At 71.2% G+C, this 16,477-nt stretch carries 12 protein-coding genes; 7 read left to right on the forward strand and 5 right to left on the reverse strand.

Annotation, left to right across the window (positions count from 1 at the left end; translation table 11 throughout):
- Positions 1–52: 52 nt before the first annotated feature.
- The 3 genes from K9S39_RS34160 (at position 53) to K9S39_RS34170 (ending at position 3,669) form a co-directional block, all read left to right on the forward strand.
- A complete protein-coding gene (locus tag K9S39_RS34160; RefSeq protein ID WP_248867177.1) occupies positions 53–961 on the forward strand; it encodes a S1 family peptidase in 909 nt (302 codons plus the stop codon).
- 211 nt (positions 962–1,172) lie between these two features.
- The gene (locus K9S39_RS34165) at positions 1,173–2,123 is read left to right on the forward strand and encodes a slipin family protein (RefSeq protein WP_248867178.1); all 951 of its coding nucleotides are present in this window, start codon (positions 1,173–1,175) and stop codon (positions 2,121–2,123) included.
- A gap of 478 nt (positions 2,124–2,601) precedes the next feature.
- Complete coding sequence (locus K9S39_RS34170; RefSeq protein ID WP_248867179.1) at positions 2,602–3,669, forward strand: S1 family peptidase; 1,068 nt, start codon at positions 2,602–2,604, stop codon at positions 3,667–3,669.
- A gap of 186 nt (positions 3,670–3,855) precedes the next feature.
- On the opposite strand, the gene K9S39_RS34175 is transcribed toward K9S39_RS34170, so the two are convergent.
- A complete protein-coding gene (locus tag K9S39_RS34175; protein WP_248867180.1) occupies positions 3,856–4,296 on the reverse strand; it encodes a subtilase-type protease inhibitor in 441 nt (146 codons plus the stop codon).
- A gap of 496 nt (positions 4,297–4,792) precedes the next feature.
- A complete protein-coding gene (locus tag K9S39_RS34180) occupies positions 4,793–5,866 on the reverse strand; it encodes a YhgE/Pip domain-containing protein (protein ID WP_248867181.1) in 1,074 nt (357 codons plus the stop codon).
- 226 nt (positions 5,867–6,092) lie between these two features.
- Between K9S39_RS34180 and K9S39_RS34185 the strand changes: the two genes are divergently transcribed.
- The gene (locus K9S39_RS34185) at positions 6,093–10,097 is read left to right on the forward strand and encodes a DNA polymerase III subunit alpha (RefSeq protein ID WP_248867182.1); all 4,005 of its coding nucleotides are present in this window, start codon (positions 6,093–6,095) and stop codon (positions 10,095–10,097) included.
- Positions 10,094–11,215: a DNA polymerase Y family protein gene (locus tag K9S39_RS34190; protein ID WP_248867183.1), complete on the forward strand. Its 1,122-nt coding sequence runs from the start codon at positions 10,094–10,096 to the stop codon at positions 11,213–11,215. Before K9S39_RS34185 ends, K9S39_RS34190 begins: the two co-directional genes overlap by 4 nt.
- 129 nt (positions 11,216–11,344) lie before the next feature.
- On the opposite strand, the gene K9S39_RS34195 is transcribed toward K9S39_RS34190, so the two are convergent.
- Positions 11,345–11,974 carry a pyridoxamine 5'-phosphate oxidase family protein gene (locus tag K9S39_RS34195; protein WP_248869088.1) on the reverse strand — a complete coding sequence of 210 codons (630 nt, stop codon included), beginning with the start codon at positions 11,972–11,974 and terminating at the stop codon, positions 11,345–11,347.
- Positions 11,975–12,359: 385 nt separating this feature from the next.
- Here K9S39_RS34195 and K9S39_RS34200 point away from each other — a divergent pair, with 385 nt between their 5' ends.
- Positions 12,360–13,352: an esterase/lipase family protein gene (locus tag K9S39_RS34200; protein WP_248867184.1), complete on the forward strand. Its 993-nt coding sequence runs from the start codon at positions 12,360–12,362 to the stop codon at positions 13,350–13,352.
- Between the two features lie 447 nt (positions 13,353–13,799).
- On the opposite strand, the gene K9S39_RS34205 is transcribed toward K9S39_RS34200, so the two are convergent.
- On the reverse strand, positions 13,800–14,384 hold the full coding sequence (locus tag K9S39_RS34205; RefSeq protein ID WP_248867185.1) for a TetR/AcrR family transcriptional regulator: 585 nt from the start codon (positions 14,382–14,384) through the stop codon (positions 13,800–13,802).
- Between the two features lie 204 nt (positions 14,385–14,588).
- Here K9S39_RS34205 and K9S39_RS34210 point away from each other — a divergent pair, with 204 nt between their 5' ends.
- Positions 14,589–15,071, forward strand: coding sequence for an SRPBCC family protein (locus tag K9S39_RS34210; RefSeq protein ID WP_248867186.1), 483 nt, complete (start codon positions 14,589–14,591; stop codon positions 15,069–15,071).
- Positions 15,072–15,126: 55 nt separating this feature from the next.
- On the opposite strand, the gene K9S39_RS34215 is transcribed toward K9S39_RS34210, so the two are convergent.
- A complete protein-coding gene (locus tag K9S39_RS34215; protein WP_248867187.1) occupies positions 15,127–16,410 on the reverse strand; it encodes an APC family permease in 1,284 nt (427 codons plus the stop codon).
- Positions 16,411–16,477: the final 67 nt, after the last annotated feature.

A 16,477-nucleotide genomic window follows, 5' to 3' on the forward strand; every position in this document is an offset into this window, starting at 1 on the left:
TGCGCCTCACGGGCCGCCCACCGGCAGGCCCCCGATCCCCTCGGAGGAATCAGTGAGGAACGAGCGCACCACCCCCCACAGCGGCGTAGCGAGACGCACCCGGCTGATCGCCACAGCGTCCGGACTGGCGGCCATCGGAGCCATCGCCATCCCCACCGCCCATGCCCAGAACCCCGCCCCCACACCCACGCTCAGCGCCACCCAGCTCGCCGCCGCCGGCAACGCGGTACGCGCCGCGGACATCGCGGGCACCGCATGGCACGTCGACAAGGCCACCAACACCCTTGTCGTCACGGCCGACCGCACCGTCTCGCAGGACGAGATAGCCACCCTCGAACGGGCCGCGGGCGCCAACTCCCGTGCGATACGCGTCGAGCGCACCGCGGGCACCTTCCGTAAGCTCATCTCCGGCGGCGACGCCATCCACGCGCCCAGCTGGCGCTGCTCGCTCGGCTTCAACGTCCGCAGAGGCAACACCTATTACCTCCTGACGGCCGGCCACTGCACCGACGGCAACCCGCCCTGGTACACCAACTCCGCGCGCACCACGAGCATCGGCCCGACCGCGGGATCCAGCTTCCCCGGTGACGACTACGGCATCGTGAAGTACACCAACACGTCCCTGTCGCACCCCGGAACGGTCGGCGGCCAGGACATCACCAGCGCCGGCACCCCGAGCGTCGGGCAGACGGTCATCCGCCGAGGCTCCACCACCGGTACCCACCGCGGCCGGGTCACCGCCCTGAACGCCACCGTCAACTACGGCAACGGCGACGTCGTCTCCGGACTCATCCGGACCACCGTCTGCGCCGAGCCCGGCGACAGCGGCGGCCCGCTCTACTCCGGGACCACGGCCCTCGGGCTCACCTCCGGCGGCAGCGGCAACTGCTCCTCCGGCGGTACGACGTTCTTCCAGCCGGTCACCGAGGCGCTCAGCGCGTACGGCGTGCGCGTGTACTGAACCGCGTACCGAACCGCGCGGTGACCGTGTGAGCGCCTGTTCCGCCGGGCGCACGGGCCCCCGTCCGCCGATGGGCGGGGGCCCGGACGGGGCGCGCGGGCCCGTCGTGCACCTCGACCGCCCTCCGAACCGGGCATACCATGATAAGTAACAGAGACTCGGGCGACGGACGCGGCGGACAGCGGCGGACGGCAGACGTCAGGGGGCCGTGATGGTCGAAGAACTGGTGGCGGCCGGAGTGGGGCTCGCCTGCGCCGGCAGCGTGTACCTCATGGCGGCGGTGCGGGTGGTCAAACAGTACGAACGAGGCGTGGTGCTCCGCCTCGGACGGCTGATGTCCCCGGTGCGCGAGCCGGGATTCAACATGATCGTTCCGATCATCGACCATATGCGCAAGGTCAATATGCAGATCGTCACGATGCCGGTGCCCGCCCAGGAAGGCATCACCCGCGACAACGTCACGGTCCGGGTCGATGCCGTCGTCTATTTCAAGGTCGTGGACGCCGCCGACGCGGTCATCCGGGTCGAGGACTACCGCTACGCGGTCTCGCAGATGGCGCAGACCTCGCTCCGGTCGATCATCGGCAAGAGCGAACTGGACGATCTGCTGTCGAACCGGGAGAAGCTCAACCAGGGCCTGGAGCTGATGATGGACAGCCCGGCCATCGGCTGGGGCGTGAGCGTCGACCGGGTGGAGATCAAGGACGTTTCGCTGCCGGAGACGATGAAGCGGTCGATGGCCCGCCAGGCGGAGGCGACGCGTGACCGGCGCGCCCGCGTGATCAACGCCGATGCCGAGCTGCAGGCGTCGAAGAAGCTGTCCGAGGCGGCCCAGACCATGTCCGGCCAGCCCGCCGCGCTGCAACTGCGGCTGCTGCAGACCGTGGTGGCGGTCGCCGCCGAGAAGAACTCCACGCTCGTCCTGCCCTTCCCCGTCGAGCTGCTGCGGTTCCTGGAGCGCTCCGGGCTCCAGGCCAAGGCGGAGACCGCGAAGGCCGAGGCGGAGCTGGGGCTCACGCGGGAGCCCGTGGTCACCGGGGCCGAACTGGGGCACCTGGAGGAGTCCGCGGCCGCCGAGGTGCCGCTGCCTCCTGTGGCCGTCAAGGAGGCCGATCTGCCGCCGGAGCTGGAGGACCGCCCCGAGGCGGAGAACCTGGCGTAGCCGTCTGCTGCCTCTGACTGATCGCCGTATATACCGGTAAATCCGGGCGTATACGGCGATCTTTGCTGTCCGGGGTCGGGGTGGGGTGGGGGAGTGCGGGAGCGGCCCGGAGGCCGGGAGTCGTACGCGGGCGGCATTTGTCCGGATCCCCGGGGACGGTTTCCGGACAGATGCCGCCCTCACATCGTGCGCACCGTCCGCCCTGCCGCGTGGTCGCCGGTTCCCGTACCGGGGGACAACGTGCGCGGATATCAGTGTGACCGTTGTGTGATGAATTGGTGAACTCCCGTACCCGAGACCGGAACTCGGTCTTGTGCACGAGTGAGAGGGATGGGAATACTCGGCTCCGCACGGTTGGCATGGACGCGTCTCTCCAAGGTGCCGCTACGCGGGGCGGATTCGTCCGTGCTCTTTTCTCACACTCTCAGGGTCCGTCTCTCCCCACAGAGCGGGCCCGTCCCCCACGGGAGGCTCTGAGTTGAAGCACCGACGCATATCCAAGCGACGCGCTGTTCTGGCCGGCGCGGGAGCGCTGGCCCTCGCGGCCACCGGCACCCTCACCCTGGCCAACGCCAACGCGGCCCCGGCCCCCACCCCCCTCGCCAAGCTCTCCGGCACCGCCGCGAGCACCCTGGCGTCCCAGTTCAAGACCGGCACGGCCGGTGCGTTCTATGACGCCAAGGCCAAGAAGCTCGTGGTCAACGTCGTGAACGAGGCGGCGGCCAAGACCGTCCGGGCGAAGGGGGCGGAGGCGAGACTCGTCAAGCACACGCTCGCCCAGCTCGACTCGGCCCGGCAGACGCTGAAGTCGAAGGCGACCATCCCCGGCACCTCCTGGGGTGTCGACCCGGTCAGCAACAAGGTCGTGGTCACCGCCGACCGCACGGTCAAGGGCGCCAAGCTCGACCGGCTCAGCAAGGTCACCAAGAGCCTCGGCGACAAGGTCGAACTCCGGCACACCAAGGGGGAGTTCAAGCCCTTCATCGCCGGTGGCGACGCGATCTGGGGGAGCAGCGCCCGCTGCTCGCTCGGCTTCAACGTCGTCAAGGACGGCCAGCCGTACTTCCTGACCGCCGGGCACTGCGGCAACGCCGTCCGGAGCTGGTCCGACCGGCGGGGCGGCTCGGAGATCGCGGTCACCGAGAACTCCTCGTTCCCGGGCGACGACTACGCCATCGCCAAGTACACGGCGAACACCCCGCACCCGAGCGAGGTCAATCTCTACAACGGCAGCACCCAGAAGATCACCAAGGCGGCCGAGGCGACCGTCGGCGAGCGGGTGCAGCGCAGCGGCAGCACCACCCAGCTGCACGACGGTCAGGTCACCGGTCTGAACGAGACCGTCAACTACCAGGAGGGCACGGTCTCTGGCCTGATCAAGACCACCGTCTGCGCCGAGCCCGGCGACAGCGGCGGCGCGCTCTTCGACGGCGATTCCGCGCTGGGTCTCACCTCCGGCGGCAGCGGCAACTGCTCCTCCGGCGGTGTGACCTTCTTCCAGCCGGTGCCGGAGGCCCTTGAGGCCTACGGCGCGCAGATCGGCTGACGTATCGCGCGGATCGGCTGAAGTGAACAGCACGGTGCACGGCGCCGGCCCCGGACATCCCGATGTCCGGGGCCGGCGGCCGTTTTGGAGCGGTCGGCTCGGTGGGATCCGCGTTCGGTGGGAATCCCGGCCTGTTCGGAAGCCGCGTCCGGTCAGAATCCGAACCTGTTCGGAAACCGGACGGGGTCAGAATTCGAAGACCTGCCCCTTGCCGTCCGTCATCGTGCACGCGTTGGAGAAGGTGTAGGTGTACGAGACCCGGCGGCCTTCGTAGACGCCGTCCGCGGTGACCACGATGGGGTTCCACTCCTTGGTGCACATCCGGTCCGTCACCACTCCGGTCACCTTGGTGAGGTCACCGGACACCGTGCGCAGTTGGGCGCAGGCGGCTTTCGGGTCCGGGTGGGTCCCGGTCGCGGTCGGTCGGCAGCTGAGCGTCACCGCCCGCTGGACCGTGGAGGTGGCACGGCTCTCACCCTTGCCGACGGTCAGCACCAGCTCCGTCGGGGCGTAGAGCCCAGCCGTTCGCGTGGGCTGCGTTGGTGCGGCGGTGGCCTGTGTGGTGGTGGCCAGCGTGCCGAGAACCAGCGCCGCGCCGAGCGCGATCCCCCCAGTGATGTACCGCATGACGAACAACTCCCTTGCTTGAAGGTGCAGATGCCGGACGGGAGTCTGGCCCAACTGCACTTCAAACGCACCCCGGCCGATCACTTTGAGTCGATAGCTTAAAGCTTTGAGTAATGGCGGGATCGGGTGCGGCGATTTTGTGGGGAAGCGGTGTGTCTACAGTGTGCGGCCAGCGGGGATGCGGTGCACGGGGTGGCCCGGTAGGGCAGCCGCCCATGCCCGGAAGGGCGTAATCCAGCCACCGACCGTCCGTTCGGAAGGGGATCGACCTCCGGTGATTGGCTGAAGAGTGCGGAGGACGACGCCTCCGGATCGATGACGGTGTGGCTGAGTTGTTAACGGATCGATGGCTCGGCGGGGCGACTGCGAAGGGATCCTCGGCTGGAAAGGAAATGTGCGGGCCTGCGGTGCCGTCCGTGTGGCGCGGCGTCGGGCCGATGGCCGCCGTGCGTTCCCGCCATGCGTCACTCCGTCGTCCGTGCGCTCCGTCCCTCGTCTACGCTTCCCTCGCTTCCTCGCCCCCGTTTCCCCGTTGTTTCGTCTCCGTGTCGTTGGTCTTGCGGAGCATCGCGAGGACGACGGTGAGCAGGGTGCCGCCCGCCGCCCAGGCGGAGAGGACCAGCAGCGGGCCGGTCGTCGCGTTGCCCCGGAAGTACGCGATGGAGCGCGCGACCCAGGTGCCCGCGCCCGGCGGCAGCGCGGGCCCGATCTCCCGCCAGAACGGCGGCAGCAGCGGATACGGATAGGCGCCGCCCGCGCTCGGATTGCCCAGCACCACGATCAGCAGGATCGCCAGGCCGATGCCGATGATGCCCATGAGGGCCTGGAGGGCGAGGGTCGTGGCACCCACCGCGAAGACGGTCAGGGCGCCCAGCCCCCACAGCCCGGCGAAGCTGCCGGGCACCGCGCCGAGGACCGGGCCCACGATGATCGCCCCCCCAAGCCCCGCGGCGATCGAGAAGAGCGTGAGCGCGGCCAGTCGGATGACCGCCCGCGCTCCGTTGGCGGGGCGCGCCCCGGCGCTGATCGCGAGGATCGCGGCGCAGAGATAGCCGCCCACGCACCAGCCCACGACGAGGTAGAAGGACGACAGGCTGCGGTTGTCTCCGCGGTCCGCCGGGACCACGTCCACCGTGCGGACGGTGCGCTCCTGCTCCTTCTCCGTGGCCGTGACGACCAGCTCGACCGCCTGTGAGAGCGAGGCGCCACCGCCGCTCGCGACGAGCAGCCGGTCGGTGGTGCCGCGTGGATCGACGATCAGCGCGGCATCGATCGTCCGGTCGTTGATCTGCCGTCGCGCCTTGCGTTCCGAGGGCACCGCGCGCGGATCCAGTGGCGAGCCGGGCAGGCGGTCCAGCCTGTCCACCAGCTGCTCGCCGGCCGGGCCGGGGGCGACCACGGCGATCGGCACATCGGTCGGCTTGGGGTGGTGGAAGGCGCCGGTGTACGACGTGATGAACGCGATCACCAGGCCCAGCACCCCGATCACCAGCAGCGCGGCCCGGGTCGTCACCGCGCTCTTCACCTCCCCGAGGAAGGTGGTGCGGGTGCTGCTGTCCAGCTCGGCCATGCGCCGCTCCTCGCCCCCTCGGGCTTTTCGTTCCGTATCTTCCGGTTGCCCCACATCTTCCGGTGGGTGGCGGGCTCGCGCAGATCGGGCGGGCCGATCGGCGGACGGGGCGTGCCATTGAGGTGCCCACGCCTTCCCGTTCGTTCGTACGAATGTTCGACATGGGGGTATGGTGAAACGAGGGGCTCAGGATCAACTGGGGGCGGATGAGGTGCAGGAGGTGCGGATGCCAGGGTTCACGCATCTGCACACCGCTTCGGGTTTCTCCCTGCGCTACGGCGCCTCCCATCCGGAGCGGCTCGCCGAGCGTGCCGCCGAACGAGGCATGGACGCCCTCGCACTGACCGACCGGGACGGCCTCTCCGGAGCCATCCGGTTCGCCAAGGCCGCCGTCGCGGCCGGTGTCCGCCCGCTGTTCGGCACCGAACTGGCCGTGGCGGGGCACGGGACGGCGCCCGTGGCACCGGTGCGACGGCGCACCCCGGTGCGCGGCGGCGCCTTCCTCGACGAGTCCGCCGCCCGCGCCGTCTTCCTGGCCCGCGACGGAGCGGCCGGCTGGGCCGCCCTGTGCCGGCTGGTCTCGGCCGCCCACGCGGACCGGGCCGGCAACCCGGCCCACGCCGGGCAGCCCGTCCTCCCGTGGAGCGCCCTGGAGACCGCCACGGACGGGCTGCACGTGCTGCTCGGGCCGGACTCCGAAGTCGGCCGGGCGCTGGCCGAGGGACGCCCGGACCGCGCCGCCCGGCTGCTCGCCCCCTGGCGCGAGCTGTACGGCGACGCGCTGCGCCTGGAGGTCGTCGACCACGGGCGGACCGACAGCGGCCCCGGCTCCCGGCGGCTGGCCGCCCATACCCTCGGCTTCGCCGTCGACCAGGGCATCCGCGCCGTCCTGACCAACGCGGTCCGCTATGCCGACCCCGGCCAGGGGCCGGTCGCCGACATCCTGGACTCCGCCCGCCGCCTGGTGCCGCTGGACCGGCATCACCCCGAGGCATGGGACACCGGCGAACGCTGGCTCAAGGACACCGCCGCGATGAGCCGCACCGCCGAGCGGATCGCCGAGGCGGCCGGATTCCGGCGTGACCTCGCCCACCGGCTGCTCACCATGACCGAGGAGACCGCCGCCGGATGCCTGGTCGACCCGGAGGACGACATCGGGCTCGGCCACATCCACTTCCCCGAATCCCGGCTGGTCGGCGCCGGACACCGCACCGCCGCACGGGTGCTGCGCTCACGCTGCGCCGCCGGGATGGTGCTGCGCGGCTACGACCGCGACCGCGAGCGCTGGGCGCGGCTGCACGACGAACTCCGTACGATCGAACGGCTCGGCTACCCCTCGTACTTCCTGACGGTCGCCCAAGTCGTCGACGATGTGCGGAAGATGGGCATCCGCGTCGCGGCCCGCGGATCCGGCGCCGGGTCCCTGGTCAACCACCTCCTGGGCATCGCCCACGCCGACCCCGTCGAACACGGGCTGCTGATGGAACGCTTCCTGTCCGAGCGGCGGGCGGCGCTGCCGGACATCGACATCGACGTGGAGTCCGCCCGCCGGCTGGAGGTCTACCGCGCGATCTTCGACCGCTTCGGCGCGGAGCGGGTCGCGACGGTCTCGATGCCCGAGACCTACCGGGTGCGGCACGCCGTACGGGACGTCGGCGCCGCCCTCGGCATGGACCCGGCCCATGTGGACCGCCTCGCCAAGTCCTTCCCGCACATCCGGGCCCGCGACGCGCGCGCGGCACTGGCCGAACTCCCGGAGCTGCGTGGCGTACGGGAGGCCGGCGGCGAGCGGCTGTGGCAGCTGGTCGAGGCGCTGGACGCGCTGCCCCGCGGCATCGCCATGCACCCGTGCGGGGTGCTGCTCTCGGACGCCACGCTGCGAGGCCGTACGCCCGTCGTACCGACCAGCGGTGAGGGCTTCCCGATGTCCCAGTTCGACAAGGACGACGTGGAGGACCTGGGGCTGCTCAAGCTCGATGTGCTGGGCGTACGGATGCAGTCCGCGATGGCGCACGCGGTCGCCGAGATCGGCCGGGCCACCGGGCGCCGGATCGATCTCGACGACCCCGCGCAGGTGCCGCCCGGCGACCCGGCCACCTACCACCTGATCCGTTCGACCGAGACGCTCGGCTGCTTCCAGATCGAATCGCCGGGCCAGCGCGACCTGATCGGCCGGCTGCAGCCGGCCACCTTCCACGACCTGGTCGTCGACATCTCCCTCTTCCGTCCGGGGCCGGTCGCCGCCGACATGGTGCGACCCTTCATCGAGGCCCGGCACGGCCGGAAGCCGGCCCGCTATCCGCACCCCGATTTGGAGGAACCGCTGCGCGAGACCTACGGGGTGGTGGTGTTCCACGAGCAGATCATCGAGACGCTGCGCATCATGACCGGCTGCGCGCGGGACGAGGCGGACGAGAAGCGACGTGCGCTGTCGGATCCGGAGGGCCAGGACGGGGTGCACGCCTGGTTCGCGGAGCACGCCGAGCGGCGCGGGTACCCGCCCGAAGCGATCGCGCGCACCTGGGAGATCGTCGAGGCCTTCGGCGCGTACGGCTTCTGCAAGGCGCACGCGGTGGCTTTCGCGGTGCCCACCTACCAGTCCGCCTGGCTCAAGGCACACCACCCCGCGGCCTTCTACGCCGGGCTGCTCACCCACGACCCCGGCATGTACCCGAAGCGCCTGCTGCTCGCGGACGCGCGGCGGCGCGGGGTGCCGGTGCTGCCGCTGGATGTGAACCGTTCAGGGGTGGAACATCGAATCGAACTGGTGTCTGATGGTGGGGTGGGTCCTGGTGAGGGCCGTCGTGGGGGCGCTGCTGGTGCTGGCGTTTCGAGTGTTGGCGCTGCTGGTGCTGGTGCTGGTGCTGGTGCTGATGCTGGGGCTGCTGGTGCTGGTAGTTCGGGTGTTGGCGCTCCCCGTTCCCGTGCCGGTGTCTCGGATGGTTCCGGTGGTTCCGGTGGTTCGGGTGCCGGTGATCCTGGTGCCGATGCTCCTGGTGTCGGTGAGTGGACGGGGGTGATGGAGGGTAGAGCTGGAGTGGGGGATGTGGAACCCCTAAGGGTCGAGGGCGGTGTTCCCCTAGGGGATGGCAGCGCCGCTCCCGGAGTTTGGGGGCTGCGGCTCGCGCTCTCCGATGTGCACGGGATGAGTGAGGCCGAGGCGCGGCGGATCGAGGCCGGACAGCCCTACCACTCGCTCCAGGACCTGTGGCAGCGGGCCCATCCGAGCCGTCCGGTGGCCGAACGCCTCGCCAAAGTGGGGGCGTTGGACGCCTTCGGCGCGAACCGCCGGGATCTGCTGCTGCACATCGCCGAGCTGCACCACCGTCAGCGGCATGCGCCGGGTGGACAGTTGACGCTGCCCGGCCGGGCCGTCGGCGCCGGCCGCGACGGATCCGCCGGTCGGGGGGCGATCGGCCAGGAGACGGTGACCGATGTGGTCGAGCCGGTGGGCCTTCCGGACCTCAGCGACGTCGAACGGCTCAGCGCCGAACTGGGTGTCCTCGGGATGGACGCCTCCCGGCATCTGATGGCCGACCACCGGGAGTTCCTCGCGGAGCTGGGCGCCCTGCCGGCCCGGATGCTGCGTGACGCCAGGAACGGCGAGACGGTGCTGGTGGCCGGGGCCAAGGCGGCCACCCAGACACCGCCGATCCGCTCCGGCCGCCGGGTCATCTTCACCACCCTCGACGACAGCACGGGACTGGTCGACTGCGCCTTTTTCGACGCTCCCCCGGGCCCTGGGGGCCCGGGAGGTACCCCCAGTCCCCTTGCGGCTTGCGCGCACACCGTCTTCCACTCCTGGCTGCTGCTGGTGCGCGGTACGGTCCAGCGGCGCGGGCCGCGTAGCCTCAGCGTGGTCGGCGAGGCCGCCTGGAACCTCGCCGAGCTGGCCGAACTGCGCCGTGAGGGCGGCCTGGAGGCGGTCACCGCCCGCCTCGCGGAAGGCCCGGAACGGACGGTCGGACGGCCGGGCGAGGGGGCCGGGGAGCCGGATGGTTCCGGCGACGGTTCCTGCGGTGCGGACGGCTCTGGTGAGGGCTCCGGCGGGCTCGACGCCTCCGGTGACCGCTCCGGTGAGGCGGAGAAGGCGGAGGATGCCGCTGCGGGGCGCACCATCCGGTTGGAGACCGGCTATGAAATGCACCCGTGGGCCGACCTCCAGCCTCCGGGCGAACGCGCCGCCACCGGCCGCAAGCTGTGGCACTCCAGCCCCGGGAGCGCGGGATGACCCCCACACCGCGCCCGCCCGCCACGCCGCCGGAGCCCCCCGACGGGCCGCGGCCGCCCGGCATGCTCTTCGTACGCTTCCGGGCCGCCGACGGCACTCCCGTCAGCGCCGAGGAATACGAGCAACTGGTACGGCTGCTGGCGCAGTTCACGCCGATGATCGAGGAGCTGCCGCCCGAGGCCGCGCTGGCCGATGTCCGCGGGGCGCTGCGCTACTTCGACCGGGACGCGACGGGCATCGCCGAGCTGATACGGCTGCGCGCGCTGGTCTGGCACGGCGTACGGTGCACGATCGGGATCGGCACCAACCCGCTGCTCGCGCGGATGGCGGCCCAGGAGGCCAAGCCAGGAGAGATCCGGGCCGTCCCCGGGGACACCGGATCCATCGCCGCGTTCCTCGGCCGCCGGCCGGCCTCGGCACTGTACGGCGTCGGGCCCGCGACCGTGCGCACCCTGCGCGTGTACGGGCTCGACAACATCGACCGGATCGCCGCCGCACCGCCCGCGACCCTGCAACGGATCCTCGGCGCGAAGACGGGCCGCGCGGTCTACGAGCGGGCGCACGGCATCGACCCGACGCCGGTCTCGCCCCATGCGTCCGCCCGCTCGATGGGCGCCGAACACCGCTTCGCCCACGACGAACTGGATCCGGTCAGACGACGCCGGGCACTGCTCTCGCTCGCCGACGACCTCGGGGCCCGGATGCGCGGAAGCGGGCAGGTGGCCCGCGCGCTCACCCTCACCGTCCGCTACGCCGACCGCTCCACGACGACCCGCACCCGACGGCTGGCCGAACCGACCGCGCACGGCCCCGCGCTGACCGAAGCGGCCTACGCGCTGCACGCCGCGCTCGGGCTGCAGCGGGCACGGGTGCGGTCCGTCGCGCTGCGCGCGGAGGACCTGTGCCGCGCCGAACGCGCCGCGCGGCAGCTGACATTCGATCCGGTCGATGACAAGGCGCATCGCATCGAGACCGCCGTCGACCGTGCCAGGGCGCGCTTCGGAACGACAGCGGCACAGCCGGCGTCGAAGCTCGGCGGCGCCGTTCGTCGGCCGCAGTGGTCGGCCGTGAACCCAAGCCCCAGGCCCGTGCCCGGGGGCAAGGGCAGGCGACGGTAAGAGCAGGCGAGCGTGAGAGCAGCCCAGAAGGTGCCGGCCCGTCGGCCCGTCGGCCCGTCGGCCGGTCGTGCCCGTCAGTGCCTCCGCTGCTGTCGGGGCCCTGCGAAGACCTTCCCTTCCCCCTTCCTCTCACCCGTAGAGCCGCTCCATATACCTCGGGCCGTAGTGCTCCTCCAGGGCTTCCAGGGGTATGTCCTTGGCCTCAAGGCCCTTGACTATCCGGGCGCGTGAGGGCAGGGCGTCCGGATCCCAGGTCTCCGGCTTCCACAGATCGGAGCGCAGGAAAGCCTTGGAGCAGTGGTAGAAGACCTCCTCGATCTCGACCAGCAGCGCGAGCCGCGGTCGATTGCCCTTGACGACCAGATCATCGAAGAACGGGGCATCACGCAGCAGCCGGGCGCGGCCATTGATGCGCAGGGTGTCGCCGCGCCCCGGCAGGACGTAATTCAGCCCGACATGCGGATTGCTGAGGACGTTCATCAACCCGTCCACGCGCTTGTTGCCGGGGCGGTCCGGGATCACGAGGGTGGTGTCGTCCAGGACGCGGGTGAAGCCCGCGGGGTCGCCCTTGGGCGAGACATCGCAGCGGCCGTCGGAGTCCGAAGTGGCTATCAGACAGAACGGCGACCGCGACAGCCACTGGCGGTCGAGATCGTGCAACCGGTCGCGGGTCTTGTTCGCGGCATGCGCGGTGGGCTCGCCGATCAGCTCACGCAGTTCCGCCTCGGAAGAAACCTCCGTGACCTCCACCAGATCCATCGTCTCCACCGGTCTCTCCCTTCCGTGCGTTTCCCTGGTCAGCGCACTGCCGACAGGGCTGCCAACCGGACCGTCGAACGGCCTGTCGACGGGCCATTGACACGTCACCGACTGTACGGGACACCTCTGACAATCCAGCCGGCTGTGACGCATGGGAGCCGGCCGTGACGCGTGGGGGCGGCGAGCTAGCACAGTTCGAGCGCGTCATATCCCGGACGTCCGGTGAGAGTTGTGTGTTGCTTCCTTCACCGTCACGCTGCTGGCCCGTACTGCTTACCCGGCCGTAACTTAACAAGTAGTCAACATCTCTGCCCTTGCGATCCGGATCGCAGGTGAACGGCTCACCGAGCTCTTCGGAGTCCCCTCACCCCGCAAGGAGCATCGTATGCAGCTGCGTTGGTCGCGTACGCTCACCGTCCTTCCCGCACTCGTCCTGGCCGTCGTTGCTACCACGCCCGCGTCCGCCGGCCCGTCGCCAGCCACCACCGAGGCCGGCGAGGCCTCGCGCGGCACCGCTCGGCCCGCCGACGCCCGCCCGTCGCGCGCCACCGCCCCGACCGGAGACTCCCCCAAACTCCGCCCGGGGGGACCCCCGCCGCGTCGTCCCGCTCAGACTGCCGTCAGCAGCGGCTGGAACAACTTCGACTGCAAACCGTCCGCCGCACACCCCCGGCCGGTGATCCTGGTCCACGGCACGTTCGGCAATTCCCTCGACAACTGGCTCGGCCTCGCGCCCTACTTGGTGGCCCGTGGCTACTGCGTCTTCTCCCTGGACTACGGCCAGCTGCCCGGCGTACCGCTCTTCCACGGCCTGGGCCCGGTCGACGCGTCGGCACGGCAACTCGCCTCGTACGTGGACCGGGTGCTGGCCGCCACCGGGGCGCGGAAGACCGATATCGTCGGCCATTCGCAGGGCGGCATGATGCCCCGGGTGTACCTGAAGTTCTACGGGGGAGCGGCAAAGGTCAACGCGCTGATCGGGCTGGCCCCCGACAACCACGGCACCGATGTGAACGGCCTGACCCGGTTGCTGGGCCTGTTGCCCGGTGCCAAGGACCACATCGACAAATTCACCCCGGGGCTGACGGACCAGATCGTCGGCTCCGACCTCCTCAACCGTCTCAACGAGGGCGGCGACACCGTCCCCGGCGTGCACTACACCGTCATCGCGACCCGGTACGACGAGGTCGTCACGCCGTACAAGAGCCAGTTCCTCGACGGTCCTGACGTGCGCAACGTCCTGGTCCAGGATCTGTGCCCGCTCGACATCTCGGAGCATCTGGCCATCGGGCTCGCCGACCCGGTCGCCTTCCACGAGACGGCCAATGCCCTCGACCCGGCCCATGCCACGCCGACGACCTGCATGCCGAGGGGCTGACGGGCGGTGACGCGGTGAGGGGTCCGGTCCGGGCCTGGCCTGGATCGGCCTGGGTCGGCCTGGCCTTGGATCGGCCTGCGTCGACCTGGCCCTGGATCGGACCGGATCGGATCCGTCCGGATTCGCCCGGGTCGGCCTGGCCAGGGCCCCTGCCGCCCACCCGCCCCTTACTTTGTTTTTCCCCGCCGCCCACCCCCCTTCGGGGGGTGGGCGGGTGTAGTGGGTCGGTTTTCCCTAGGAGGGGACGGGCGGCGGTAGGGCGCGCCTTCAATGGGGCCGTCGGGCACGGATGGGGCCGTGGGCCTTCCGGAAGCCAGTCGGCTGCGGATCGGGGCCGTGGGCTTCCCGGGGGCTTCCGGCTGTGGGCGGGGCCGTGGGCTCTCCGGGACGCTGTCGGCTACGATCGGGCCGTAGGTTTTCCGGCACCGTCGACTGGTGGCCCACCCCTCACCCGCCCAGCAGGGCCGCCGTGCACTGTTCCGCGAGTTCTTCCGCGTGTGGGGGCAATGGGGAGCCGCCCCGTAGGTGGCGGCGGACCAGTGACAGCGGGACGTCGATGAGGGCGAGGGTGATGCGCTCGATGTCCTGTGGGGCCTTCGCTCCCACGGTGTCGGCGAGTTCCCTGACGGCCGTGAGGACCCGCTGATTCCCCTCGGCCGCGCGTCGCCGATGCTCGTCCGACCAGTCCTCCTGGCCGAAGTCCCGGGCGCCGTACAGGAGCAGCGCGGCCTCCTCGGGGTGTGCGCGGCTCCACGCCACGATGTGCCGGGCCGCCGCCCGTCCCGCCGTGCGCGGGTCCTCGGAGGACTTCAGCGCCACGAAGTAGCCCTCCTGGAAGCCCTCGACGGTCCGCAGCCACACCTCGGCGAGCAGAGCGGAGCGGCCCGCGAACCGGTGATAGAGCGAGCCGCTGGGTGCGCCGGCGGACGCGGCGACCGCGGACATGGTGACGCCGGCGGGGCCCGACTCGGCGGCCAGCCGGACAGCGGCGTCGAGAAGCCGCGCAGTATCGAATCGGGGTGGCCTGGCCATGTTCTAGAGGGTACCCTCCAATTGTATTGGAGAGAGCTCTCTAGATGCAGGTCTCTAGTTGCAGTCCATTAGATGGCCGTTCTCTGGGCGGCCTCCTCTCCAGCGGTCTGCTCCGGAGCGGTTCGTCTGGAGTGTTCTCTGGAGAGTTTCTCTGGAACGTGGCCAGTCCTGCTCCGGGCTCGGCCCTTGGGAATGGAGCGTGTGATGGGCGTCTACAACGTGCACGAAAGAGTGCTGCCGGTACCGCCGGCAGATGTCGGGCGGCTGGTCGACGGCCTGTCCGGCAGCGCCGATCCGCTGTGGCCGCATGGTGACTGGCCTCCGATGGTGCTCGACGGGCCACTCGCGCGAGGGGCCCGAGGCGGTCACGGCCCGGTCCGCTACACCGTGGCGGCGTATGTCCCGGGCCAGTGGGTGCGGTTCACCTTCAGCGGCCCGCGTGGTTTCCACGGCTTCCACGAGTACACCGTGCATCCGCTCGACGGGGATCGCGCCCTGCTGCGCCACACCCTCGCGATGCGCGTCCGGGGCGCGGCCCGGTTCACCTGGCCGCTGGCCTACCGGGCGTTCCATGACGCGGTCCTGGAGGACAGCCTGGACCGCGCCGAACGCGCCTGTACGGGCACCGTCGCGCGCCCGTCCCGCTGGAGCACATACGTCCGCCTGCTGCGCCGGTTCGCCCGGTGACGGCCGCTTCGGCGGGTGGTCGTGCCCCGGACGGTCGGGTCGGAGACGGTCCGTTTCACCGCACGAACCGACGCAGCGTCAGGAAGCAGAAGGAGGCGAGCGCCAGCACCAACGGAATCAGCAACAGCCATCCGGAGAAGGCGAGTACGGCCGCCGTCAGCATGGAGCCGACGACCACGCCGCACCACAGGGGAGTGCGGCGCGGGAGCAGCACCAGCGCGGCGGCCAGTCCGGCGAGGGTCACCGCCGCCAGACAGGTGGCGGTCGCCCGCATCAGCAGATCCAGATCGGCGCCGCCGAGGCCGGCCGCCACGGCCAGGAGGACGGCCACCCCGCCCAGCACCGCGAGGGAGCGGCGCGGCACCTCGCCCGCCCCGCCGCCCTTGGCCAGCCAGCGGGGCGCCGCCCCGTCCCGGCCGAGGGCGGCGCCGAGCCGGGAGGCGCCGGCCAGATAGGAGTTGACCGCGCCGAAGGTGAGAAAGAGCGCCGCCGCGGCGGCCACCGGGCGGGCGGCGACGCCCACGCTCTGGGTGAGCAGTGCGGTCAGCGGGGTCTCGGTGTCCGCCGCGGCCGGCCCCAGCGCGCCGATCGTGGCCACCGCGAGGCCCAGGTAGAGCACGGTGATGACGATGAGCGTGTAACGGGTCACCCGGGGCAAGTCCCGTCGCGGATCCGCGAATTCGCCGGACAGATGGCTCGCCGCCTCCCAGCCCGCGAACGCGAAGAACAGCACCGCGGCCGCCGAACCGACCGACGACCAGCCGCCGGGCATGAAGGGCGTGAAGTGTGCGGCGGTCACATGCGGAGCGGCGGCCAGGACCGCGCACAGCAGCACAGCCGCCAGCAGACCGCCGAGCAGCAGCTGCACCCCTCCCGACAACCGCAGGCCGACCGCGTTGGACGCCAGTGCCCCGACGAGGACCAGCCCGCCGACGACCGCCGCGCCGGTGTTCCCCCAACCGACCGCGTCGGCCACGTACTTCCCGCCGATCCAGGCCGCCGAGACCACGCCGATCGGCACCGCCCCGTAGAACCACCACCCCACGACGGCCGCCGCCCGTGGCCCCATCGCCCGGTGCACGAACGTGGCCACGCCCCCGCCGTCCGGGAATCGCGCGCCCAGCGCGGCGAAGGCGGCGGCCACCGGCACACACATGGCCAGCAGTACGGCCCAGGCCAGGATTGAGGCGGGACCGGCCGCCGAGGCGGCCAGGGACGGCAGGGTCAGGACGCCGGGGCCCAGGACGGCGCCGGCGCACAGCGCGGTGCCGCTGCCGATGCCCAGCCGTCGTACATCCGGCCGTGCGGAAGCAGTGAGGGTTGTCTGTTGTACGGTCACAGTTGCCGAAGGTAACCGTAAGGTTGATCCATTTGGAGCTTGCCCGAATGAAATTCGGTGGCTGCGG

Source organism: Streptomyces halobius (assembly GCF_023277745.1).
Taxonomy (GTDB): Bacteria; Actinomycetota; Actinomycetes; order Streptomycetales; family Streptomycetaceae; genus Streptomyces; species Streptomyces halobius.